Genomic DNA, 23,796 nt, shown 5'->3' on the forward strand with positions numbered 1-23,796 from the left:
GCAGCGGGGTTGATCAGCTGCCACAGCCATTGCTTCCCGGAGGATCAAATATGACCCGCACTCTTTCTGTGCTGCGTGGCCGAGGCAGTCATGACAGTGGCAAGGTCGGCATGGTCGAGCTGTTTTTCGACCTGGTGTTTGTGTTTGCCGTGACCCAGCTGTCCCATTCTCTGCTGGCCAATTTAACGGCCTTGGGTGCGGTGCATGTGGGCTTGCTGCTGGTTGCCGTGTGGTGGGTGTGGATCTTTACTTCGTGGGTGACCAACTGGCTCGACCCCGAGCGCATCCCGATCCGTATTGGCTTGTTTGTGCTGATGGTGGCCGGGTTGCTGCTGTCGGTGTCTATCCCCCACGCCTTCACGGATCGCGGACTGCTGTTCGCCGGGGCCTTCGTATTTATGCAGGTGGCACGCTCGGCGTTTGCCATGTGGGTGGTGCGCGCCGAGTCGCCCGGGCTGGCGCGAAACTTTCAGCGCATTTTGATCTGGATGCTGTTGTCAGGGGTGTTCTGGATCAGCGGTGGTTTGCTCGAAGGCAATCAGCGACTGGCCTGCTGGGCCGTGGCGCTGGCCATCGAACTGGTGTCGCCGTCGTTGTTCTTTTGGGTGCCGGGGCTGGGGGCTTCGACCCTGGACGACTGGAACGTTGAAGCTAATCACATGGCTGAGCGCTGCGGGCTGTTCGTGATCATTGCCCTTGGCGAGTCCTTGCTGGTGACGGGGGCCACTTTTGCCCGGTTGAGCTGGAGCCTTGCTGGCTTTGCGGCCTTTGTGGTGGCGGTGCTGGGCAGCATCGCCATGTGGTGGATCTATTTTGACAGCGGCGCCGAGCGGGCCCATGAACGCATTGCCCACGCCCGTGACCCGGGGCGTCATGCGCGTCTGGCCTACACCTACATTCATGTGCTGATGATTGCCGGGGTAATCGTCAGCGCGGTGGCCGACGAGTTGGTGTTGATGCACCCCGGGCACGCAACGACTGGGGCGGTGATCACCATGATTGCCGGACCATTCCTGTTTTTGCTGGGGTGTGCATTGTTCAAATGGGTGATGTCGGACCGCCCGCTGCCGCCGTTTTCCCATATGGGGGGCATGTTGCTGCTGTTGATTCTGCTGCCGGCTGCCCTGGAACAGGTATTTTCAGGACTGATCCTGGGGGCGCTGACCACCCTGATCCTGCTCATCGTCGCGGGGTGGGAGGCGGTGTCCTTGGGTCGCGGTCCGATGCCCAATGTTTAGTCGCAGTGCAACCAAAGGTATAAATGTCTGTATTTGACCTGCCCGGGCTGGCGTGTGAGGCTGGGTGTTCTTTGTAGGCAATGGTTTTGGCGATGAGGCTTGGCCCGATCAGGATTGGCGATCACTGGCTGTCGGACGTTTTAACGTCAAGCGCTGTGCCTTGCCCTGATTTTTTTGCCTGTGCAACGGCCTCTGCCTGCGGCCTCCCTTCAAAACTGGCCTTTTGGGCCTTGTTCCACTGCCGGCATGCCCGCCCGCCGGATGCTCGTATCTAACGTTGAGTCTGTGGGTTTACGCCCGAAATGGCGTGCCTGTACGCCTGTCTTATACGAATTTACGAGAATTGCCATGAGTGCCACCCCTGCGTTTGCCCCGCTGCAAGAAGCCCTGGATTTTCTGGAACTGAACCCGGATGTCGAGATGTTCGAGTTGTTCATCCTCGACAATAACGGCGTGCCCCGGGGCAAGTTGTTGCACCGCGATGAGTTGCTGGAGGTCTACAAAAACGGCCGCCCGCTGCCGAGCACGATTCTGGGCCTGAGCATCAATGGCGATGACGTTGAAAATACCGGTCTGGTGTGGGATGTGGGCGATATCGACTGCCGTGCCTTCCCGATCAGTGGCAGCCTGCAGCGCATGCCGTGGCGCCTGATTCCCATGGCGGCGGTGCAAGTGAGCATGCACCCGCAATCGGGGATGCCGGCGACGGTGGCTGACCCCCGGCACTTGTTGTCCAAAGTGATCGATGGCTTGAAAGCCGATGGCTACTACCCGGTGATGGCGGCGGAGTTGGAGTTTTATTTGCTCGATCAGCAACGGGACAGCAACGGTCGCCCGCAACCGGCACGGGATGCCGACGGTCAGCGTCCGCGTGCAACCCAGGTCTACGGGCTGCGGGAACTGGAACAGATCGAGCCGTTTCTGGCTGACCTGTATAGCGCCTGCAAGCTGCAGGGGATTCCGGCGCGCACGGCGATTTCCGAATACGCACCGGGGCAGGTTGAAATCACCCTGGAGCATCGCAACGACGCGTTGCAGGCGATGGATGAGGCCGTGCGCTACAAGCGCTTGGTCAAAGGTGTGGCGCACAAACACGGGATGGTCGCCTGTTTTATGGCCAAGCCGTTTGATGACCTGGCCGGTACCGGCATGCATATGCACGTGAGCCTGGCCGATCAGGAGGGCAACAACCTGTTCGCCAGTGAAGCGCCGGACGGCACGCCGCTGCTCAGGCACGCCGTGGGCGGGATGCTCGACACCTTGCTCGATTCGTTGTTGATGTTTTGCCCGAACGCCAATTCCTATCGTCGGTTTCAGAGCAACAGCTATGCCCCCCTGGCCGCGACCTGGGGCGTGGATAACCGCACCGTCAGCTTGCGCGTGCCGGGCGGGCCCGCGTATTCGCGCCATATCGAACACCGTATCTGTGGCGCTGATGCCAACCCCTATCTGGCTGCCGCCGCGATTCTGGCCGGTATTCATCGCGGGATTCGTGAACAGCGCGATCCGGGGGCTCCGGTTGAGGGCAACGGTTATGCCCAGGCCACTGAGATGCTGCCGACCGACTGGCTGACCACATTGCGTGCGCTTGAAGGCTCATCATGGGCCAAAGAGGCGTTCGGGCCGGAGTTTTTGAAGGTCTATCTGGCAGTCAAAAACGCCGAGTACCGCCAGTTCATGGGCGAAGTCGGCGAGCAGGACTGGCGCTGGTATCTGCAGCAGGCGTGATTCGGCGTTGCGGGATCGAGCAAGCTCGCTCCCGCAGAATTGATCAATTTTCTATCCGGGTTTTATGGTTTTCTGACAATTTTTTCACTGGTGCCCCGCTAGTCTCTGTGTCGAACATAACCAAACACTAGAGTTCGCGGGCCATGTCATCGCAGCTACCTTCCACCGTTGAGCTTGAATTCGCCGAACGCTACGACCGCGAGCATGCGCAAGTGTGCCGCGAAGTGCGGCCGCAGGGCATTGTCCGGCGGCTGGCGTTATGGCGTGAAAAACGGCTGGTTCGCCGGGCGCTCAAGGTGGCGGGCGAGCCGGGGCTGGTGCTGGATCTGGCGTGCGGTGCCGGGCGTTTCTGGCCCGTGCTGGCAGAGCACGGTAACCGGGTAATCCTCGCCGCCGATTCTTCCCAGGGCATGCTCGATCATGCCCAGACCCACCATCCGCTCAGCTTGCTGGCGCGCATCAAACTGTTCAAGAGCTCGGTGTTTTCCATCGACATGTCCGAAAACGCGGTGGACAGCATCTTCTGCATGCAGCTGTTTCACCATGTTCGCGACAGCGAACATCGCCTGGCCATCCTGCGCGAACTGCATCGCGTGAGCCGCGACAGCCTGATCCTGTCGGTATGTGTGGGGCGCTCTGTGGATCAGTGCAGGGACTCGCAACGGATTGTCGTGCGCAAGGAAGAAATTGAATCCCAGTTTGCCCTGGCAGGTTTCAGCATCCTCAAGCATTACGATGTGCTGCCCGGTTATGCACTGGGCAGCATCTACATCGTGCGCAAAGAGGCTTAGTCGAGGGCGTTGAGGATTTTATACGCCAGTTCGATGCGGGCACTGTTGGGGTAGTTCTTGTTGGCCAGTATGACCACCGCCTGTTTTTTCACGGGTATCAGTGCCACATAGCCGCCAAAGCCACCGGTGGAGCCTGTCTTGTTGATCCACACCGCCTCCTGTGGTGCCAATGGCGGGTGCAGGGCGATGGCGTCATTGTTCTCGTAGGCCATTTTGTCCGAATTGCCGAGCAGCAGATTCTTCAGCGTGACCGGGTAGGCGTATTGCTCCCAGATCAAATCCTGGGTCATGGGCCCGATCCGGAAGTAGCCGGTGTGAGTGTCGCCAATGGCCTGCTGGATTTTTGTCGACGGCTTGCCCGGCAAGGCATTCAATTGTGCAAAGTGAATCAGGTCACGGCTACTGGTTTTGACTCCGTAGGCTTCGTTGCCCAGCATGCCGGAATTGAGCCTGACCGGTTGATCCTGCTTGTCATAGCCTTGGGCATAGAGGGCCATCTTGCTCTTCGGCACATCGATATAGGTGCTGTGCAGGCCCAGTGCGGGGAACAAGGTGTTTTCCATGGCTTGGACAAAAGGCTGGTTCATGCTCCTGGCGGTAATCAGGCCCAGCATGCCGATGCTCGGGTTGGCGTAGCTTCTTTGGGTACCTGCTGGGTAGACCGGTTTCCAGGCCTTCAAGTAGTCCATTAACTGTTGTTCATTCTGTACGGCGTCTGGCACCTGCAACGGGAAACCGCCAGCGGTGTGGGTGGCCAGATGGGTCAGTTGCACCTTGCCAAAAGCCGTGCCTTGAAGTTCGGGAACGTATCGGGAAACCGGGGCGTCGAGTGACAGCTGACCATTGATCTGAGCATAGGTGGCCAGGGTGGCGGTCAGGGTTTTACTGATCGAACCGACCTCAAACAGGGTGTCGGAACTGATGTGCACCCGGGTGTCCCTGGAGGCTACGCCGAAGTTGTAGAAGTGCTGCTTGCCATTGACGCTGACGGCAATGCTCAGACCCGGAACACCATAGGTCTGCATCAACTGTGTGGCACCTTCGGTCACGGCGGCATCGAGTCCGGGAACAAGGTCTTGCGCCAGTGCTGCAGTGCTGAAGGCGCAAAGGCCCACCAGCACCAAAGTAATACCGGACAGCTTGTGGGGGACAGGCATGGGGTTAATCCTCGACTCTTGTTTGCGTGGACACTGACGGGTGTTCTTGCGGTTTCAAAGCACCGTACCCTGCAGGTTTGGGAAATCACCCGGCTCAGGAATAAAAATTGTGACGGTAGTTGCCTGAAATTGTGTAGGTTTTTCGTCGCTTAGAGTGTCAGTCAATGCCCGGAACTCCCTGGCGGCGATATATACTGCGCGCCATTCTTCAAGGGAGAGCCGTGTGGCCATCGATATTCACTGGATTCGCGACAACGATAGCCTCGGCCAGCATTGCGCCGAATGGCAGAGCCTGCCATTCGTAGCCCTCGACACCGAATTCATGCGGGTCGACACCTTTTACCCGATTGCCGGTCTGATCCAGATTGGCGACGGTGAGCGCGCTTACCTGATCGACCCCCTGACCATCGACAACTGGCAGCCTTTGTCCGACCTGCTGGAAAACCCGGCAGTGGTCAAAGTGCTGCACGCCTGCAGCGAAGACCTCGAGGTTTTGTTACGCCTGACCGGCAGCCTGCCGGCGCCTCTGTTTGACACGCAACTGGCCGCGGCTTACCTGAACCTGGGCTTCTCCATGGGCTACTCGCGCCTGGTCAAGGAAGTCCTTGACCTCGACCTGCCCAAAGGTGAAACCCGTTCTGACTGGTTGCAGCGTCCGCTGTCGGAAACCCAGATCAGCTATGCCGCCGAAGATGCCCTGCATCTGGCCGAGGTGTACGTGTTGCTGCGTCCGCGCCTGTCGGATGAAAAGTACGCCTGGGTGCTGGAGGACGGCGCCGAACTGGTGGCCAATCTGCGCCGTGAAGTGGACCCTTACGAGGTGTACCGTGAGGCCAAGCTGGCCTGGAAGCTGTCACCTGCGCAACTGGCAGTACTGCGTGAAATTTGCGCCTGGCGCGAACAGCAGGCACGGGCCCGTGATCTGCCGCGCAATCGTGTAGTGCGTGAGCATGCGTTGTGGCCATTGGCGAAAACCCAGCCCGACAATCTGGTGGCCCTGGCGCGTATTGAAGATATGCACCCGCGCACCGTGCGTCAGGATGGCGAGTTTTTGCTGGACATGATCAAGCGCGCTGCCAGTCTGCCGCCAGAGCAATGGCCGCCGGCTGTTCCTGAGCCGTTGCCGGTCGAAGCCGCCGCGTTGATCAAGCGCCTGCGTGCCATCGGTCAGGCAGAAGCTGAACGTCTGAACATTGCGCCGGAACTGATGCTGCGCAAGAAAACCCTGGAAGCCCTGCTTAAAAGCGGCTTTCCCAATGGCCCTTATCACTTGCCGGACTCACTGCGCGGATGGCGCCGTGAGCTGATGGGCCAGGCTTTGCTCGATAGCCTGGCCACCGCTGGAGAACCGTCTTGAAACGTATTTGCTCTATCTACCGCAGCCTTAAACGCAACGAAATGTACCTGTACGTGCTTAAGGCCGATGCTCTGGAGCGTGTGCCCGAGTCCCTGATGAGTGCCTTTGGCAAGCCGCACCACGCGTTCGATCTGGTGCTGAGCCCCGAGCGCGCCCTGTCCCGTGAAGACATCCACAAGGTGCTGGAAAACCTGGATACCCAGGGCTATCACCTGCAGATGCCGCCGGCCGAGGACGAATATATCGAGCACTTGCCCGAAGAGCTGTTGCGTCGTAACGACCCGATGTAAATGCCCGGCGCCCGGTTCCGGGCGCCTGTCGCAAAAGGCTCATTTTGATTGGCGGTGGCCGAACGCAACGGGGGCGATCCCGGCGGCGGGCGCTGCAGTGTTTTAGGAAGGTTACAAGCATGCGCGTCCTGATTGCCGAGCACGATTACCCGCTTTACGCCCAACTCTTGCAGCAGGCTGCACCCGAACTTGAAGTGCAGACCAGCGGCGATTCGGCGCAATTGGCGAAGATGGCTGCAGATTGCCCGGTGTGGCTGGGGCAGCCGGACCTGATGGCGACCCTGTTGCGTCAAGGGCACAAACCACAGTGGGTGCAATCAACCTGGGCCGGCATCACCCCCTTGCTGGCCGACGGCCTGCAACGCGATTACCGGCTAAGCCGGGCAGTCGGCATCTTTGGCCAGGTGATGGCCGAGTATGTGCTGACCTATATGCTCGGCCATGAGCGTGAAGTCATAGCGCGCCTGCTGAGCCAGGTTGAACGCAAGTGGGACAACCGCACCGGCCGCAGCCTGGTAGGGCGCAAGGTGTTGATTGTCGGGGCAGGGGACATTGGCCAGAGCGTGGCACAGTTTCTTGTACCCTTCGGGGTTGAGCTGTACGCCATTGCCAGCACTGCCCGGGAACAGGCGCCGTTCCGGGAAGTTGCCACATTGAGCGATTTGCCGCGGCTGGTGGGGCAGATGGATTACGTGGTCAACCTGTTGCCCAACACGCCGCAAACCCACGACCTGTACGACGCCGAACTCTTTGCACTGTTCAACCCCGAGGCTGTGTTCATCAATGCCGGGCGCGGTGTGGCCGTGGTGGATGCAGACCTGGTTGAAGCTTTGCGTGTGGGGCATCTGGCGGGCGCGATCATTGATGTCTGCCGTCAGGAGCCGTTACCGGCCAAGCATCCATTCTGGACGGCCTGGGGTTTGCTGCTGACCGGTCATAGCTCGGCGCCGACATCGCCATCGTTGATGGTGCAGCTGTTTGTCGACAACCTGCGGGCGTTCCAGGCGGGTGAGGCACTGCGCGGCGAAGTGGATTTCGCACGCGGGTATTAAAGAAATGGTCAGCTTTGTGGGAGCTGGCTCCCACAGGGTTGGGGTGTTCCAGGAGGGTGAGGCACTTGTGGGAGCTGGCTTGCCAGCGATGCCGGCGACGGGGCTGGCCTGATACAGCGCACCGTTACCATCGCCAGCAAGCTGGCTCCCACAGGGCCCATACACCATTGTGGGAGCTGGCTTGCCAGCGATGCCGGTGACGGGGCTCGGCTGATACAGCGCACCGCTACCATCGCCAGCAAGCTGGCTCCCACAGGGCCCATACACCATTGTGGGAGCTGGCTTGCCAGCGATGCCGGCGACGGGGCTCGTCTGATACAGCGCCCCGCGACTATCGCCAGCAAGCTGGCTCCCACAGGGCCCATTCACCATTGTGGGAGCTGGCTTGCCAGCGATGCTGGTGAAGGGACTCGGCTGATACAGCGCACCGCGACTATCGCCAGCAAGCTGGCTCCCACAGGGTTGGGGCGTTACAGGCTGAAGTCACCCTCGGCTACCAGCTTGCTCAGCGGCTCACGCTGGCTAGGGACTTCCTTGGCCTGCAGGTAATCCACCAGGCTGGCCTTGTCGCCCAGTTTGCCGATGGCCACCATCGCCTGAATGGCATAGCCCTCAGGGATTTTCAGTTCCTGACGTGCGCGCTCGTAATCCAGGCCGCTCATGCCGTGGGTGTGCCAGCCGCTCAAGTGCGCTTGCAGCGCCAGATGGCCCCAGGCAGCGCCGGTATCGAAGGCGTTGGTCGGAGCCGGCTTTTCTTCTGTAGTACCCGGCGCGGCGAATGTGGTTTTCGACACAATCACCACCAGCGCCGCAGCGTGTTTGGCCCAGCCCTGGTTGAACTCCACCAGCAGGCTCAGGTAACGCTCGAAATCCGGGGTGCCACGCAGGGCGAACAGAAAGCGCCAGGGCTGCGAGTTGTAGGCCGAAGGTGCCCAGCGGGCGGCTTCGAAAAAGCTCAGCAGGGTGGCCTTGTCGATGCTTTCGTCAGTGAAGGCTCGGGGCGACCAGCGTTGGGTGAACTGCTCATGGATCTGGTGTTCGGCAATGCGATTGGAAGCAGGCATTCGATTTTCCTGAGTTGATTTGGCGGGTACAAAGCTACTGTTACGCCTTGAACGTGACAAGTCCAGTGACACCGTCAGTCACCAGCGCTTGGCCCGGGGAGCGCGGGGCACTAGACTGGCGGCCTTTTCCACTCCCTGATGTTGATGTTTGAGCCATGGCCGCAATAGTTGAACCGTTCTGGATCCGCAAAACCCTCGATCAACTCGATCAAGAGGAATGGGAGTCGCTGTGCGACGGATGCGGCCTGTGCTGCTTGCAGAAGCTCGAGGATGAAGACGATAACAGCGTCTACTACACGCGCATTGCCTGCAAATTGCTCGACCTGAAAACCTGTCAATGCACCGATTACGCCAAGCGTCGCGACAGTGTTCCGGACTGCATTCAGTTGTCGCCGGGCAAGGCCGAAGAGTTCAAGTGGTTGCCGCCGACCTGTGGCTACCGCCTTGTCAGTGAACGCAAGGACCTGCCGCTCTGGCACCATCTGGTGTGTGGCGACCCTGACGCGGTGCACCACGAACGCATTTCGCAATCCGGACGCATGCTCGCCGAGGGCAGCGTGCCGGAAGACGACTGGGAAGATCATCTGATTTTTCGCGCCGGTTAAGTGCCGGAGCGGTGCCATGGAGTGTGTATGCCGCTGCGATACCAATGGCCTCTGGGGCTGCTGCTACTGATAGTCAGCAGCCCGCTGTGGGCCGCCAAGAAAGTCGACTTTGACTACCATGTCCGCCTGTTGCCGCAAAGCGATCAGGCCGAGGTGCGCTTGACCCTGGCCGAAGGAACGGCAGTGCGCAGCCTGGATTTCGACCTTGGGCCACCGGGCAGTTACAGCGATTTCAAGGCTGACGGCCAGTGGCAGCTGACCCCCGATGCACATCACAGCCGTGGCCTGTGGCACCCGGCGCCGGGCAAGGCCAACCTGAGCTACCGCGTGCACTTGAACCATCAGCGCAAGAACGGCAGCTTCGACACGCGGATCACCCCGCAGTGGGCGTTGTTTCGCGGCGAAGACCTGGTCCCTGCGGCCAGTCTCGATCAGCAGGACGGCAGCGAGCTGGTGTCGCGTCTGGCGTTCGAGTTGCCACCGGGGTGGAAAAGCATCGAAACCCCATGGCCGCGGATCGGCAAAAACCGTTTTCGCATCGACGATGTCTCCCGTGTGTTTGACCGGCCGACCGGCTGGATGCTCGCCGGTACGCTGGGCAGTCGCCGCACCATGCTGGGGGAAACCGAAGTGACTGTCTCCGCGCCCAAGGGCCAGGGCATGCGGCGTATGGATGTGCTGACCCTGCTGACGTTCGTCTGGCCCCAGGTGCAAGCCGTATTCCCGCGTAACCCGGCCAAACTGCTGATCGTCGGTGCGGGCAGTCCGATGTGGAAAGGCAGTGCCGCGGCGCGCAACTCGATTTACCTCTCCAGTAGCCTGCCTCTGGTCAATGAAGCAGGGAGCAGTCCGTTGTTGCGCGAACTGGTGCAGCTGTTCAGCGCGATCAATGTCGAGCCGGAGCATGCCTGGATTGGCGAAGGGCTGAGTGAGTATTACGCCATTGAGTTGATGCGCCGTGCCGGTGGCATGAGTGACGAGCGTTACCAGGCCCTGCAGCACCGGCTCAATGCTGCCGGCAAGGGCGTGACCCGCCTGCGTGGCCCGGCCAGCCCGGCGATGGTGGCGCGGGCTGTCACGCTGCTGCAGGCGCTGGACCGCGAGATCCGTTTGCAAACCCGCAACAAGCGTTCACTGGATGACGTCAGCCAGGCCTTGATGCGTCTGGACAAGGTCAATACCCAGGTTTTTGTCCAGCTGAGCGAAAGCGTGCTGGGCGGGCAGTCCGAGGTGCTGGACACACCGCTGCTGCATTAAACCATTACGGGGCATGCCTCGCGGGCTCTTGAATCTGGCTGCGAAGAGCTCGCGAGGCAAGCTCGCTCCTACAGGTAAGCTCGGTTTTTTACGCCTTCTTTACGCCCCCGCATCCCCCTCGATCTCGATCCTTTACGCCCATGTTGCGCACACTCTTCCTACACGCGGCAATTGCCGTTACGGGGAGATTTGTCATGGGCGTTCTGGATGGAGTGTCGCTGCTGTTGGCAGTGGGGCTGTTCGTTTATCTGCTGGTTGCGCTGTTGCGCGCAGATCGGAACTAGGAGCGGGTATGCACAGTTATGACTATGCGCTGATTCTTGCATTCTTCGCGTTGGTGCTGCTGCCGGCGCCCTTTCTCGGGCGTTTTTATTATCGGGTGATGGAAGGCCAGCGCACCTGGCTGACTCCGGTATTGGGGCCGGTGGAGAAGGTCTGCTACCGCGTCGCCGGGGTTGACCCGGGCACCGAGCAAAGCTGGCAGAAATACACCCTGGCCCTGCTGGCATTCAACCTGGCGGGTTTTGTGCTGTTGTTCGCCATTTTGCTGCTGCAACAGTATTTACCCCTCAACCCGCAGCAGTTGCCGGGGCAAGAGTGGACCCAGGCATTCAATACCGCTGTGAGTTTTGTCACCAACACCAACTGGCAGAGCTACAGCGGTGAAGCGACCCTCAGTTACTTCAGCCAGATGGCCGGTCTGACCGTGCAGAACTTCGTCAGCGCGGCCACCGGTCTGGCGGTGCTGGTTGCGCTGTGCCGGGGTATCAGCCGCCGCTCGGCGCAAACTCTGGGCAACTTCTGGGTCGACATGACCCGCGCCACGCTCTACGGCCTGTTGCCGCTGTGTCTGGTGCTGGCGCTGTTTCTGGTCTGGCAGGGGGTGCCACAAACCTTCGCCCACTACGTCAATGCGCTGACCCTGCAAGGCGCGGATCAGGTCATTCCTCTGGGCCCGGCGGCCAGCCAGATTGCGATCAAGCAACTGGGTACCAACGGCGGCGGCTTTTTCGGCGTCAACTCGGCGCACCCGTTCGAGAACCCGAGCGCCTGGAGCAACCTGTTCGAGATGGCTTCGATCATCCTGATTCCGGTGGCGCTGGTGTTCACCTTTGGCCATTACGTCAAGGATCTGCGTCAGAGCCGGGCCATCATCGCCTGCATGCTGGCATTGTTCCTGATCGGCGGCGGTACGGCGCTGTACGCCGAATACCAGCCCAACCCGACCTTGAACAGCCCGCTGGTGGAGCAAACCGCGCCGCTGGAAGGCAAGGAAGTGCGCTTCGGCACCACGGGCACCGTGCTCTGGACCGAAACCACCACCGCCGCCTCCAACGGTTCGGTGAACGGTATGCACGACAGCCTCAACCCGCTTGGCGGAATGGTGGCGCTGGTCAACATGATGGTCGGCGAAGTGATCTTCGGCGGCGTCGGTGCCGGGCTCTACGGCATGTTGCTCAACGTGTTGATCGCCGTGTTCCTGGCCGGCCTGATGATTGGCCGCACCCCGGAATACCTCGGTAAAAAACTGCAGGCCAAAGAGGTCCAGTTGCTGGTGGTGACCTTGCTGGTGATGCCGGTGGGGGTGCTGGTGCTGGGGGCTATCGCTGCCGTATTGCCAAGCGCCGTGGCTTCGGTGAGCAACCCCGGGCCCCATGGTTTCAGCCAGATCCTCTATGCCTTCACCTCGGCCAGTGCCAACAACGGTTCGGCATTTGCCGGGCTCAGCGCCAACACGCCGTTCTACAACCTGATGCTGGGCCTGGGCATGTTGATCGGGCGCTTCGGTTACATCCTCCCGGTACTGGCCCTGGCCGGCAGCCTGGCGATGAAGAAAACCGCGCCCATTGGCCAGGACAGTTTCCCCACCCACGGCCCGCTGTTTGTGGCGCTGTTGACTGTGACCATTTTACTGGTGGGCGGCCTGACATTCTTGCCGACCCTGGCCCTTGGCCCAATCGCTGAACAACTGACCCTGGGCTTTTAAGGAGACGATGATGACTATGCCTGCTCCTGTTTCCAAGTTGACTCCTGCGCCTGAAACCAGGGCGCTCGAATCACCCAAAACATCCTTTGCCGATATATGGCGTCCGGCCTTGCTGCAAGCCTTCGTCAAACTCGATCCGCGTCAGCTCAAGCGCTCACCGGTGATGCTGGTGGTGGAACTGACTGCCATTTTCACCACCGTGCTGTGCTTTATGCCCGAGCCTGCGGTGCCCACCGGGGTGGCGGTGCAGATCGCCCTGTGGCTGTGGTTTACCGTGCTGTTTGCCAACTTTGCCGAAGCCCTGGCCGAGGGGCGCGGTAAAGCCCGCGCCGATAGCCTCAAGGCCGGCAGCGTCGGTTTGAGCGCGCGGCGGCGTACGGCCACGGGCGGTTTTGAAGTGGTACCTGCGACCCGCCTGCGCAAGGGCGATGTGGTGCGCGTCGAAGCCGGGGAGATGATCCCCGGTGACGGTGAGGTGATTGAAGGGATTGCCGCAGTCAACGAAGCGGCCATCACCGGCGAATCGGCACCGGTGATTCGTGAGTCTGGTGGTGACCGCTCGGCGGTGACCGGCAACACCCGGCTGGTGTCGGACTGGCTGCTGGTGCAAATCAGCGCCAACCCCGGCGAGTCGACCCTGGACCGCATGATCGCACTGGTGGAAGGCGCCAAACGCCAGAAAACCCCTAACGAAGTGGCGCTGGATATCCTGCTGATCGGGCTGACCCTGATTTTCCTGATTGTCGTCGTGACCTTGCAGCCGTTCGCCTATTACGCCGGTGGCAGCTTGCCGCTGGTGTTTCTGGTGGCACTGCTGGTGACCCTGATTCCCACCACCATTGGCGGCTTGCTGTCGGCCATCGGGATTGCCGGCATGGACCGGCTGGTGCGGCTCAATGTCATCGCCAAATCCGGGCGTGCGGTGGAAGCTGCGGGCGACGTGCATGTGTTGATGCTGGATAAAACCGGCACCATCACTTTCGGTAACCGTCGCTGCACGGCGTTGTATGTATCCCCCGGCGTGACTGCCAAAGAGCTGGCTGAAGGTGCATTGCTGGCCTCCCTGGCGGACGAAACGGCGGAGGGCAAGTCCATCGTCGAGTTCATTCGCGGCCTGCATAGCTTGCCAGAGCCTGCGGCCTCTGATTTCACCGCCGTGCCCTTTACCGCTGAAACTCGCTTGTCGGGTATCGACTGCAACGGGCGGATTTATCGCAAGGGTGCAGTGGATTCGGTACTGGCCTTTGTCGGCCTCAAACGCAGCGAAGTACTGCCGGCGTTGTCGCGGGAGATCGACAAGATCGCCCAGAGCGGCGGCACCCCGTTGCTGGTGTGCGCCCAGGGCCGGTTGCTGGGTGCAATTCACCTCAAGGACGTGGTCAAGCCCGGGATCCGCGAACGCTTTGCCGAATTGCGCAAGCTGGGGATTCGCACCGTGATGGTCACCGGTGACAACCCGCTGACAGCTGCGGCGATAGCGGCCGAAGCCGGTGTGGATGACGTGCTGGCCGAAGCCACGCCGGAGAAGAAGCTGGCGCGCATTCGCCACGAGCAAAATGACGGGCGGCTGGTGGCCATGTGTGGCGACGGGGCCAACGATGCACCGGCGCTGGCCCAGGCTGACGTCGGCATGGCGATGAACGATGGCACACAGGCTGCGCGGGAAGCCGCGAACATGGTCGATCTGGACAGCGACCCGACCAAGTTGCTGGATGTGGTGCAAATCGGCAAGGAACTGCTGGTGACCCGTGGCGCCCTGACGACGTTCTCGATTGCCAACGATGTGGCCAAGTACTTCGCGATCCTGCCGGCGCTGTTTGCCACCATCTACCCGCAGCTGGGTGTGCTCAACATCATGGGTCTGAGCAGCCCGCAGAGCGCCATTCTTTCGGCCATCGTGTTTAACGCACTGATCATTGTGGTGCTGATCCCGCTGGCCTTGCGTGGCGTGCGGGTCCAGGCGGCAAGTGCCGCGCATTTGCTGCGCCGCAACTTGCTGATCTATGGCGTGGGCGGGCTGGTGGTGCCCTTTGCAGGCATCAAGCTGATCGACATGCTGCTCACGGCGCTGCACCTGGTTTAAGAACTTTTAGAGGACTCAATCATGGCGACTCTTTTACGTCCGGCCCTGAGCCTGATGGTGTTGATGACGGCGATCACCGGGGTGATCTACCCGCTGACCGTTACCGGGATCGCGCAGCTGGCGTTCCCACAACAGGCCAATGGCAGCCTGGTGCGCGACAGTGCGGGCCAGGTCCTGGGTTCGGCGCTGATCGCGCAGGACTTCACAGGGGCTGGCTGGTTCCACCCGCGCCCGTCAGCGGGGGCGTTTGCCACGGTGTCCAGTGCCGCGAGCAACCTGGCGCCGAGCAACCCGGCGCTGGCCACGCGGGTCAAGGACAGTGCTGCGCAGCTGGTGGTAGCCGATCAGGGCCCGGTGCCCCTGGCGCTGCTGACCACCTCGGGCAGTGGCCTGGACCCGCACTTGCCTCCTGAGGCAATACGCTATCAACTGGTGCGTGTGGCTGCGGCGCGTAATTTGCCGGTGCAGACGGTAGAGCAGCTGCTGGAACAACATATCGAGCAGCCGCTGGTGGGGCCGCCGGTGGTGAACGTATTGCTGCTGAACCAGGCGTTGGCTCAGCTTAAAAACTGACTGCACCCCGCAGGAGCGAGTTTGCTCGCGAGCAAGCTCGCTCCTGCGGGGTTTATGTATTCAATAGGTAATTCCATGACAGATTCCGGTCGCGCCGATGCGCTGTTAGCTGATTTGCCACGGGCAGGCCGTGGCCGGCTCAAGGTGTTCCTTGGCGCAGCCCCCGGCGTGGGCAAGACCTACGCCATGCTGCAAGCGGCTCATACCCAGGTCCGTCAGGGCGTAACGGTGCTGGCGGGGGTGGTCGAGACCCATGGCCGGGCCGAAACCCAGGCATTGCTCAACGGGCTGCCTCAGCAACCGATGCTGCGTTCGGAGTATCGCGGCGTGCAGCTCGAAGAAATGGACCTCGACGGTTTGCTGGCGGCCAGACCCGGGCTGGTGCTGGTGGACGAACTGGCCCACAGCAACGCCCCGGGCAGCCGTCATGCCAAGCGCTGGCAGGATGTCCAGGAGCTGCTGGCAGCGGGCATCGATGTGTATACCACGGTCAACGTCCAGCATTTGGAAAGCCTCAATGATCGGGTGCGCGGCATTACCGGGGTACAGGTGCGTGAAACCCTGCCCGACTGGATCATCCAGGAAGCCTACGAACTGCTGTTGATCGACCTGCCGCCGCGGGAGCTGCTGGAGCGTCTGCGCGAGGGCAAGGTGTACGTGCCCGAGCAGGCACGGGCAGCGATCGACGCCTTTTTCTCCCAGACCAACCTCAACGCCCTGCGTGAACTGGCGATGCAGACGGCAGCGGTCTACGTCGACGATGAGCTGGACAAAGGCTATCGCCAGCAGGGGCAATCGGCTCCGGCGCTGCGTGGTCGCCTGCTGGTGGGAATTGATGGCGACGTGCATGCCGAACGCCTGGTACGTCACGCCAGCCGCGTCGCAGAGCGCAGGCATCTGCCCTGGAGTCTGGTGCATGTGGACAACGGCACGGTGCGTGACGAGCAGTCACGGCTGCGTCTGCAAAACGCGCAACAGCTGGCTGAGCGCCTGGGGGGCGAAGTGGTGCTGCTGCGCGCCGGTGAAGTGGCCAGGACGCTGATCCAGCACGCCAGCGAGCGGCGTGCCAGCCTGTTGCTGGTGGGCCAGTCGCGCCTGACCTGGCGCCGCCGGGTCTTTGGCGGCGGGCTGGCTTCGCGGCTGCTGCGCGATGCCCACGGTCTGGAAATCAACGTGCTCGACAATGAGCAGTCGCCCACTGCGGCTTCAAGCCGTGGAGTGCCCACCCTGGTGTGGTTCGATTATGGCCTGGCGCTGGTGGCGACCATCCTGGCCAGTGCCCTGGCCTGGGGCGTTTCCAGTGTGCTGGCGCTGCCCAATATTTCGCTGGTGTTTCTGGCGGCGGTGTTGCTGGTGGCCGTGCGCAGCAGTCTGGGGCCCTCGCTGGCCTGCGCTGCGCTGTCGTTTCTGGCCTATGACTTTCTGTTCATCCCGCCCAACTTCTCGTTCAGCATCCAGCGCGAAGAAGACGTGCTGACCTTGTTGTTCTTTTTGCTCATGGCAGCCCTTACCGGCAATCTGGCGGCCCGGCAACGACGGCAGTTGCAGGCGCTGCGTGAGACTCAGGAGGAAACCACGCAATTGCTCGACCTGTCGCGCAAGCTGACTGCGGCTACCGATCGCCAGGCGGTGATCAATGCCGCGGCCCAGCATTTGAGCAGCTGGAAGGAGCTCGATGTGTGTTTGCTCAAGCGGGACCCCGACGCTGGCTGGCAGGTCGAGACTGGCGGCCCCCTGCAGCTCAGCGAGGCCGAGCGCGCGGCTGCGGATTGGGCCTGGGCCCACGACCAGCCCTCCGGCAAGGGCACCGGCACGCTGCCCATGGGGCGTTGGTGGTGGTGGCCGTTAAGCGCTGAAGAGGGGCCGCTGGCCTTGCTTGGGGTGTGCCCCAAGGGAAATCTGGCGCTCAGCGGTCAACATCGTCGCCTGTTGATGGCGCTGAGCCAACCTCTGGCCCAGGCACTGGCCCGGGCCCGTTTGGCCCAGGATCTGGAAGCGGCGCGTTTGCACGGCGAGACCGAGCAGCTGCGCAGTGCCTTGCTGGCCTCAGTGTCCCATGATCTGCGCACGCCCCTGACCACGATGCAGGGCAGTATCGATACCTTGCTGGCACTGGGCGAGTCGATACCGGTACAGGATCGACGCGAACTGCTGGAAGCCACCCGCGATGAAGCCGAGCGTCTGGACCGCTACATTCAGAACCTGCTGGACATGACCCGGCTGGGGCACGGCGCGTTGAAGCTGGCCCGTGACTGGGTGTCTCCGGCCGATATTGTGGGCAGTGCCCTGAATCGGCTGCGGGCGGTGCTGGCACCGCTGCAGGTAAAGGTAGAGGTGCCGGCGCAACTGCCGTTGCTGCACATCCACGCGGCGTTGATCGAGCAGGCACTGATCAATGTGCTGGAGAACGCTGCACGCTTCTCACCGCCTGCCGGGCAATTGGTGCTGCAAGCGGGTGCCGATGAGCAGGAGCTGTGGTTTGCGGTCAGCGATCAGGGCCCGGGCATCCCGGAGGACGAGCGGGCGAAGATTTTCGACATGTTCTACACCGCCGCCCGTGGCGATCGGGGCGGGCAGGGGACCGGGCTCGGGCTGGCTATCTGTCAGGGCATGGTCGGTGCCCACGGGGGGCGAATTACCGTCGGTGACGGAATTGATGGCAGCGGTACCTGTATCACGCTGTACCTGCCCTTGCCCGAGCAGCCCGCCTTCGATCAGGAAGAGTCCGGCCTTGAACACTGATATTCTTCGGCCATTCCTTTACTGCGATGTGATGCCATGAGCCAGGGCGCGACTATTTTGGTCATCGACGATGAACCGCAGATTCGCAAGTTTTTGCGCATCAGTCTGGTCTCCCAGGGCTACAACGTGCTGGAAGCTGCCACTGGGGCTGATGGCTTGAGCCAGGCGGCGTTAAAGCAGCCGGACATGCTGGTACTGGATCTGGGCCTGCCCGACATGGATGGCCAGCAGGTGCTGCGCGAATTTCGCGAATGGTCGAACGTGCCGGTGCTGGTGCTTTCGGTGCGCGCCAGTGAAGTGCAAAAGGTCCAGGCGCTGGACGCCGGGGCCAATGACTATGTGACCAAGCCTTTCGGTATCCAGGAATTTCTGGCCCGGGTCCGGGCTCTGTTGCGCCAGGCCCCCGCAGGCGAGACGCAAGAAGCGGCGATTGAGCTTGGCCCTCTGGTGGTTGACCTGGCCTATCGCCGGGTGTTGCTTGATGGGGTCGAAGTGGCCCTGACCCGCAAGGAGTACGCGGTGCTGGCGCAACTGGCACGGCATCCGGGACGGGTGATCACCCAGCAGCAATTGCTCAAGGACATTTGGGGCCCGACCCATATCGAAAACAGTCATTACCTGCGCATCGTGATCGGCCATCTGCGGCAAAAGCTGGCGGATGATCCGACGCATCCGCGATTTATTGCCACTGAAGCGGGCGTCGGTTATCGGCTGCTGACCCGGGTTTGACTAGTGCTCTTCACTTTCGTAGCGGTCCAGCGTGTCTTTGGCGATTTGCCGGCCCAGAGCGATGAGTTCCGGGGCTTTGTAGAACTCAAAGAAGCGGCACACGCGTTTGGGCACATTGATCAGGATATCCGGCGGGTAACCGGCAATCTTGTATTGGGCCAGGGATGTCTGCATCACCTCGAAGCTCTGGTTGATCAAGTCCAGCAGCGAAGCGGGGCCGACGTTGTCGATGATAAACGAGCCGGTGGCTGACTTGGGGGCGCCCTGGTCGCCAGTATGCCGGGCTTTTGGTGCGGCCGATTCGAGCCAGGGATCGGGCAGCTGTTCGGTCAGGGGGTTGAGCATTTCCTGTTCCAGGTTCAACAGGTGCTCGGCCTGTTTGGTGCGAAACGGAATGTGTGACCCCAGTGAGCTCATCAAACTGTCGAAGCGGCCCTTGAATGCTGCAGGGCGCTCGATGACGGGAAGTTGATAGTTATTGTGGTGGGTGGAGTTCAGGTTGACGGCGATGATCAGGTCGCAATGGCTGGAGACCACCGGGACTATGGGTAAAGGGTTGAGCAGGCCACCGTCGACCAGCATGCGGTTGCCCTGCATCACCGGGGTGAACAGGCTGGGAATTGCCGCCGAAGCCCGCATTGCCTGGTGCAGGCAGCCCTCCTGAAACCAGATTTCCTGCTGGTGGGTGAGGTCGGTAGCGACTGCGGTGTAAGGGATGCGCAAGTCTTCGATGTTGATCTCGCCAACGATATTGCGGATCTGGCCGAAGACTTTTTCGCCGCGGATGGCTCCCAGCCGGAAGCTGACATCGACCAGGCGCAATACATCCAGGTAGTCCAGGCTTTGAATCCAGTCGCGATACTGGTCAAGTTTGCCGGCGGCGTAGATGCCGCCCACGACCGCGCCCATGGAGCAGCCTGCAACGCAGGCAATGTCGTAACCGCGACGCTCAAGTTCTTCAATGACGCCGATATGGGCATAACCCCGGGCACCCCCGGAGCCTAATACCAGTGCAATACGTTTTTTCATGAACCGAACCTTCGTCTGACAGGTGTCCACAATGCCTTTTTGTGCCCTGTAGTGACAGCTGTGGCATAAATCGGCGCCGGCCAGCTAGGATGTAAGGGCAATCGCTCGCCGTTACACGGACGCGCTTTTCAGTCGGCGTGGGCCGATTGAAAAGCCTGTCGCAGCAACAGTCACACACCGGTCAAGGCACTTTTACGGCGCTTGCCCGTCTGAGTTTGCACTGAACATTAATTTTTGAGGGAAACATTATGAAAGCTTGGCTTTGTGTACCGTTGATTGCATTGGCTCTGGCGGGTTGTGCGGGCAATAAAGCGGCTTATCGAGACAGTTGCGCTACCCAGCTGGACGCTGCCTGGCATGAGCTGGATCTGGCCAAGGCGGAAGGTTTTGCAGGGACTGTCAGTTATTCCAAAGCCTTGTCGTTACTGACCGGGGCGAAAACCCAGCAACAATTCGAAGCCTTTGAAGGCTGCACCACAAAAGCCGAAAAAGCGCGTTTCTATATTCGTGAATCCCGCGCAGGACGTTGAGCCGTTGCGGTGAAGGGGGAGGGTAAGGATGTCTCAATTGGTAGACCGGATAATCGGCAAAATTGTGCGCCTGGAGGTCAGGTTGCTGGCCTGCCAGGCGCGTTTGCAGGCTGACACCGATCCCGAGGCACTGCACGATTTGCGTACTACGGTACGTCGTTTGCGCAGCCTGTTGCGCCCGTTGCGCGGTTTGCCGGGCGTGGTGCAACTGGAAATGTCCGCCTCCCAGGTAGGTCTCCTGACGACGCCGCTGCGCGATCTTGAAGTGCTGGCTGCGCACTTGCAGCAGCAAGGCTATCGGGTGCAGGCCGCGCGGCGTCTGGAGCAGCTGTCAGGCAGTTATGCGGCGGTGGCCGACAGTGCCCAACTGGCACAGTTGCTGATGATCCTCGATGTCTTCCCGCGCTTTATCCGCGCGGCTCAGCGTGAAGGGTTGCTGCAAGGCTTGCGCAAGCGGATCGGGACGGTTCTGGATAAACAGTGGCAGACCCTGGAAAAGGCCCTGAATGATCCGGGGCATGACCGGCATCGGGTGCGGCTGCTGATCAAGCGCGTGCGTTACGCCGCCGAAGCCTATCCACAGCTGGATCGCTTGCCGGTGCTGGTACTGGCCCGGTTGAAGGAGGCGCAAAAGGCCCTGGGGGAATGGCATGACGCCTGGCAGTGGCTGGTTCAGGCCGAGCAGCAGCCCGACCTGCAGCCTTGTGTGGAGCAATGGCAGGCCGCGCTGGCTCGCGGCGAGAAGCGCGCAGACCGGGCACTGGTCAAGTTGAGCGCGGCCAGTTTTCGCTAGGCCCTTTCGGCTGGCTATTTGGCGGATACAACACTGTGCAGTGGCGGATGGATGAGTAGTATCGCTGCATATTTTTCTGTATCGAGGTGCTCATGCAGTTTTGTGAATTGGTCGAAGCGGTTCGCCGCAATCCACTGGACGTCACCATTACCCCGGACTGGGGTCAGGGGCGTGCCAGCTTCGGCGGCCTGATGGTTGCCTTGCAGTACGAAGCCATGCGCGCGCAGGTCCCCGCCGGGCGTGCCTTGCGTTCGCTGGCGGTGACCTTTGTCGGCCCTGCCGAGCCGGATGTGTCGATCAGTTTTGAAGTCGAAGTACTGCGTGAAGGCAAGGCGGTCAGCCAGGTCCTGGGGCGGGCGGTGCAGAATGGTCAGGTCGTGACCCTGGTGCAAGGCAGTTTTGGTGCCCCGCGCGAGTCGGTCATCAACCTCGAAGGAGTGCCCGCGCCGCAGATCAAGGCGCCTGAAGACAGCCCGTTGCTGCCCTATATCAAGGGCGTGACCCCGGAGTTCATGCGGCACATGTCCATGGCCTGGGCCGTGGGTGCGCTGCCTTTCACCGGGCGTGGCACACGGGAGATGGGTGGTTGGGTGCGTTTTGCCGGTGATGTCAAGGACGAGCCGCTGACTGAAACCCATTTGCTGGCCCTGGTCGATACCTGGCCACCTGCATTGCTGCCGTTATTGAACAAACCTACAGCGGGCAGCACGCTGACCTGGACCATCGAGTTTGTGCAGCCCCTGCCACAAGTCAGCACGCTTGAATGGTGTCAGTACCTGGCAGTGATTGAGCATGCCCGTGACGGCTACGGTCATGTGGCGGCCAATCTGTGGGCGCCCAATGGCGAACTGGTTGCGATCAGCCGCCAGACGGTAGCGGTGTTCGGTTAGTCAAAATGTCTGGCTGCGTTGCGCATTCCCGGCCCTGGCTTCGAGCTTGCGCCCCTGGTGTTGCAACGCCATGCCTGCGAACAAGGCCAGCAGCCCGATGCTGGCACTTACGGCGTTTTCACTGAATACGCCGGATACCAGCAACAGAAAAGCCAGCACCATCATGGGTATTGCGATCAGGTTGAGTGCCTGATGCGCGGAGCTTTGATGGCTCTGCGGGTTGGAGCGCCATTGCCAGGCCGGCAGGTTGGGGTGACGTTTGCCCATGATTGCTCTCCTTGTTTTATTCAGAGGTTCAGCCTTGGCTGAACCCTATGAACAAAGCATAAGCCCGGGTTGCGGGCGGGGCGAATCAACTGTGGCTATTGGCCCGATAGGGTCTTTTCTATAGTTTCAACTGCCCGATGGCCCGATTCAGCTCACCAGCCAGAGTCGCCAGCTGGTTGCTGGTGGTGGCGGAATCTACGGTTTGCTGCACGGTGTTTTCGGTAACGTCGCGGATGCTGACCACGGCCCGATTCATTTCTTCTGCGACCTGGCTCTGTTGCTCCGCGGCAACGGCGATCTGGGTGTTGCTTTCGCGCATTTGCGCCACTGCGCGGGTGATCTCGGCCAGGGCTACCCCGGCTTCCTGGGCTTGCTGTACACAGTCATCGGCCTTGAATGAGCTTTCCTGCATAAAGTCCACCGCGTCCCGGGTGCCTGCCTGCAGGGCCGATACCATTGCGGTGATTTCGTCAGTGGAGGTCTGGACGCGCTTGGCCAGATGTCGCACTTCATCGGCGACCACTGCAAACCCCCGGCCCATTTCTCCGGCGCGGGCAGCTTCAATTGCGGCGTTTAGCGCCAACAGGTTGGTTTGTTCGGCAATGCTGTGAATCACGCCGACCACACTGTTGATTTTCTGGCTGTCCTGGGCGAGTTGCTGAATCATCTCGGCGGTTGTTTGCACCCCGGTGGACAGGCTGGCGATGGATTGCTGCACGCGACTGACCACCTGCTGCCCGCTACCGGCCAGGTCATCGGCGGTTTGAGACAGGTCGCGGGTAGCGCCGGCGTGCTGCGCGATGTGGAAAACAGTGGCTGACATCTGGTTGATTGCAGTGGCCGCCTGATCGGTTTCGCTCTGCTGGCCGAGCATGCCCTGGCGTACCTCATCCATGCTGCTGGCCAGGCGCTCGGCGCCGGCGTCCAGTTGCGCGGCAGTGTCGGCGACGGTATGCACCACGCGCTGGTAGCCGGCCTGCATGGCATTAAAGGCGCTGGCCATTTGCCCGACTTCATCGGTACAGGCCAGGGGTACACGGGCAGACAAGTCGCCCGTTTGCTCGACATGCAGCATCACATCCTTGAGGGTATTGAGCTGGCTGAGCAAAAAGCGGATCAGCAATTGCGAGGCGCCGAGCATCGCCAGCATCAGAATCAGCACAGCCCCTGCATAGTTGGGCAGGCGCTCCATGAATACCTGCGCCAGGCTGGGGGCATAGGCCAGCACCGCGATTTTCTGGTTGTCGCCGCGGGTCACCACCTCGGCGCCCAGCAACGGATTTTGCCCGAACAGTGGCATGGCATTGATAGAAACCCAGCCATTGCCATTGTTCAGTTGCCCGAGTGAGCGCGGATCAAGATTGGGGGCCTTATCGGTTGGTAACAGCAAGACATGACTGGCTACAGGCAGCGCCTGACCGGCGGGCCATGCAGCCAGCAGATGGGCCTGGGCCCGGGCGCTGGCCTGAGCAGCTTCACCGCGCGATTGCTGCTCAAGCTGTACGGCGTACAGCACCAGCAGCAACGTAGTGATGAAAGCCACCGCATTGACGGCCCAGAATTTGTATTTGAGCGAGATGTTGCTAAGCCAGGTACCCATGGAAGGTCTTCTCTGATTTTGCGGAAACAATATT

At 61.1% G+C, this 23,796-nt stretch carries 22 protein-coding genes; 17 read left to right on the forward strand and 5 right to left on the reverse strand.

Annotated elements, in window-relative coordinates:
• The first annotated feature begins 50 nt into the window (after positions 1-50).
• From WG29040_RS06340 to WG29040_RS06350, 3 genes are all read left to right on the forward strand, one after another.
• A complete protein-coding gene (locus tag WG29040_RS06340; protein ID WP_127195875.1) occupies positions 51-1,238 on the forward strand; it encodes a low temperature requirement protein A in 1,188 nt (395 codons plus the stop codon).
• A gap of 348 nt (positions 1,239-1,586) precedes the next feature.
• A complete protein-coding gene (locus tag WG29040_RS06345) occupies positions 1,587-2,966 on the forward strand; it encodes a glutamine synthetase family protein (RefSeq protein WP_010657006.1) in 1,380 nt (459 codons plus the stop codon).
• A gap of 143 nt (positions 2,967-3,109) precedes the next feature.
• Positions 3,110-3,757 (forward strand): class I SAM-dependent methyltransferase, encoded by a 648-nt coding sequence (locus WG29040_RS06350; protein WP_003446756.1) that lies wholly within the window; start codon positions 3,110-3,112, stop codon positions 3,755-3,757.
• On the opposite strand, the gene ampC is transcribed toward WG29040_RS06350, so the two are convergent.
• Positions 3,754-4,914: a class C beta-lactamase gene (gene ampC, locus WG29040_RS06355; protein ID WP_127195876.1), complete on the reverse strand. Its 1,161-nt coding sequence runs from the start codon at positions 4,912-4,914 to the stop codon at positions 3,754-3,756. The two genes, WG29040_RS06350 and ampC, sit on opposite strands and share 4 nt — an antisense overlap.
• A 223-nt stretch (positions 4,915-5,137) precedes the next feature.
• Between ampC and rnd the strand changes: the two genes are divergently transcribed.
• The 3 genes from rnd to WG29040_RS06370 all read left to right on the forward strand — a co-directional run bounded on the left by rnd (position 5,138) and on the right by WG29040_RS06370 (position 7,613).
• A complete protein-coding gene (gene rnd / locus WG29040_RS06360; RefSeq protein WP_003446760.1) occupies positions 5,138-6,271 on the forward strand; it encodes a ribonuclease D in 1,134 nt (377 codons plus the stop codon).
• Positions 6,268-6,561, forward strand: coding sequence for a YcgL domain-containing protein (locus WG29040_RS06365; protein ID WP_003446762.1), 294 nt, complete (start codon positions 6,268-6,270; stop codon positions 6,559-6,561). The genes rnd and WG29040_RS06365 overlap by 4 nt, the downstream gene beginning before the upstream one ends.
• 119 nt (positions 6,562-6,680) lie before the next feature.
• Positions 6,681-7,613, forward strand: a complete 933-nt coding sequence (locus WG29040_RS06370; RefSeq protein ID WP_003446764.1) for a D-2-hydroxyacid dehydrogenase — start codon at positions 6,681-6,683, stop codon at positions 7,611-7,613.
• Positions 7,614-8,083: 470 nt separating this feature from the next.
• Here the strand turns inward: WG29040_RS06370 and WG29040_RS06375 are convergent, their stop codons facing one another.
• Positions 8,084-8,677 (reverse strand): nitroreductase family protein, encoded by a 594-nt coding sequence (locus WG29040_RS06375; protein ID WP_003446766.1) that lies wholly within the window; start codon positions 8,675-8,677, stop codon positions 8,084-8,086.
• A gap of 155 nt (positions 8,678-8,832) precedes the next feature.
• Between WG29040_RS06375 and WG29040_RS06380 the strand changes: the two genes are divergently transcribed.
• From WG29040_RS06380 to WG29040_RS06415, 8 genes are all read left to right on the forward strand, one after another.
• The gene (locus WG29040_RS06380) at positions 8,833-9,282 is read left to right on the forward strand and encodes a YcgN family cysteine cluster protein (RefSeq protein ID WP_003446767.1); all 450 of its coding nucleotides are present in this window, start codon (positions 8,833-8,835) and stop codon (positions 9,280-9,282) included.
• A 27-nt stretch (positions 9,283-9,309) separates the two neighbouring features.
• Positions 9,310-10,539, forward strand: coding sequence for a hypothetical protein (locus tag WG29040_RS06385; protein WP_003446768.1), 1,230 nt, complete (start codon positions 9,310-9,312; stop codon positions 10,537-10,539).
• Between the two features lie 194 nt (positions 10,540-10,733).
• Entirely contained in the window at positions 10,734-10,823 is a 90-nt protein-coding gene (kdpF, locus tag WG29040_RS06390) for a K(+)-transporting ATPase subunit F (RefSeq protein WP_003446770.1), read from the forward strand.
• An 8-nt stretch (positions 10,824-10,831) separates the two neighbouring features.
• A complete protein-coding gene (gene kdpA, locus WG29040_RS06395) occupies positions 10,832-12,526 on the forward strand; it encodes a potassium-transporting ATPase subunit KdpA (protein WP_003446772.1) in 1,695 nt (564 codons plus the stop codon).
• 10 nt (positions 12,527-12,536) lie between these two features.
• A complete protein-coding gene (gene kdpB / locus WG29040_RS06400) occupies positions 12,537-14,609 on the forward strand; it encodes a potassium-transporting ATPase subunit KdpB (protein WP_127195877.1) in 2,073 nt (690 codons plus the stop codon).
• Positions 14,610-14,630: 21 nt separating this feature from the next.
• Entirely contained in the window at positions 14,631-15,182 is a 552-nt protein-coding gene (kdpC, locus tag WG29040_RS06405; protein WP_127195878.1) for a potassium-transporting ATPase subunit KdpC, read from the forward strand.
• A 75-nt stretch (positions 15,183-15,257) separates the two neighbouring features.
• Positions 15,258-17,924: a sensor histidine kinase KdpD gene (locus WG29040_RS06410; protein ID WP_003446778.1), complete on the forward strand. Its 2,667-nt coding sequence runs from the start codon at positions 15,258-15,260 to the stop codon at positions 17,922-17,924.
• Positions 17,925-17,960: 36 nt separating this feature from the next.
• Complete coding sequence (locus tag WG29040_RS06415) at positions 17,961-18,653, forward strand: response regulator (RefSeq protein ID WP_003446780.1); 693 nt, start codon at positions 17,961-17,963, stop codon at positions 18,651-18,653.
• On the opposite strand, the gene WG29040_RS06420 is transcribed toward WG29040_RS06415, so the two are convergent.
• Positions 18,654-19,682: a patatin-like phospholipase family protein gene (locus WG29040_RS06420; RefSeq protein WP_127195879.1), complete on the reverse strand. Its 1,029-nt coding sequence runs from the start codon at positions 19,680-19,682 to the stop codon at positions 18,654-18,656.
• A gap of 248 nt (positions 19,683-19,930) precedes the next feature.
• Here WG29040_RS06420 and WG29040_RS06425 point away from each other — a divergent pair, with 248 nt between their 5' ends.
• The 3 genes from WG29040_RS06425 (at position 19,931) to WG29040_RS06435 (ending at position 21,895) form a co-directional block, all read left to right on the forward strand.
• Positions 19,931-20,212 (forward strand): hypothetical protein, encoded by a 282-nt coding sequence (locus WG29040_RS06425; RefSeq protein WP_003446784.1) that lies wholly within the window; start codon positions 19,931-19,933, stop codon positions 20,210-20,212.
• A gap of 28 nt (positions 20,213-20,240) precedes the next feature.
• Positions 20,241-21,005: a CHAD domain-containing protein gene (locus WG29040_RS06430; RefSeq protein WP_127195880.1), complete on the forward strand. Its 765-nt coding sequence runs from the start codon at positions 20,241-20,243 to the stop codon at positions 21,003-21,005.
• A 92-nt stretch (positions 21,006-21,097) separates the two neighbouring features.
• On the forward strand, positions 21,098-21,895 hold the full coding sequence (locus WG29040_RS06435) for an acyl-CoA thioesterase II (protein WP_127195881.1): 798 nt from the start codon (positions 21,098-21,100) through the stop codon (positions 21,893-21,895).
• On the opposite strand, the gene WG29040_RS06440 is transcribed toward WG29040_RS06435, so the two are convergent.
• On the reverse strand, positions 21,896-22,162 hold the full coding sequence (locus WG29040_RS06440; protein WP_127195882.1) for a terminase: 267 nt from the start codon (positions 22,160-22,162) through the stop codon (positions 21,896-21,898).
• 118 nt (positions 22,163-22,280) lie between these two features.
• Positions 22,281-23,762, reverse strand: coding sequence for a methyl-accepting chemotaxis protein (locus WG29040_RS06445; RefSeq protein ID WP_127195883.1), 1,482 nt, complete (start codon positions 23,760-23,762; stop codon positions 22,281-22,283).
• Positions 23,763-23,796 lie beyond the last annotated feature (34 nt).

Origin of the sequence: Pseudomonas sp. PAMC 29040, assembly GCF_003994535.1 — a bacterium.
Lineage (GTDB): Bacteria > Pseudomonadota > Gammaproteobacteria > Pseudomonadales > Pseudomonadaceae > Aquipseudomonas > Aquipseudomonas paraversuta.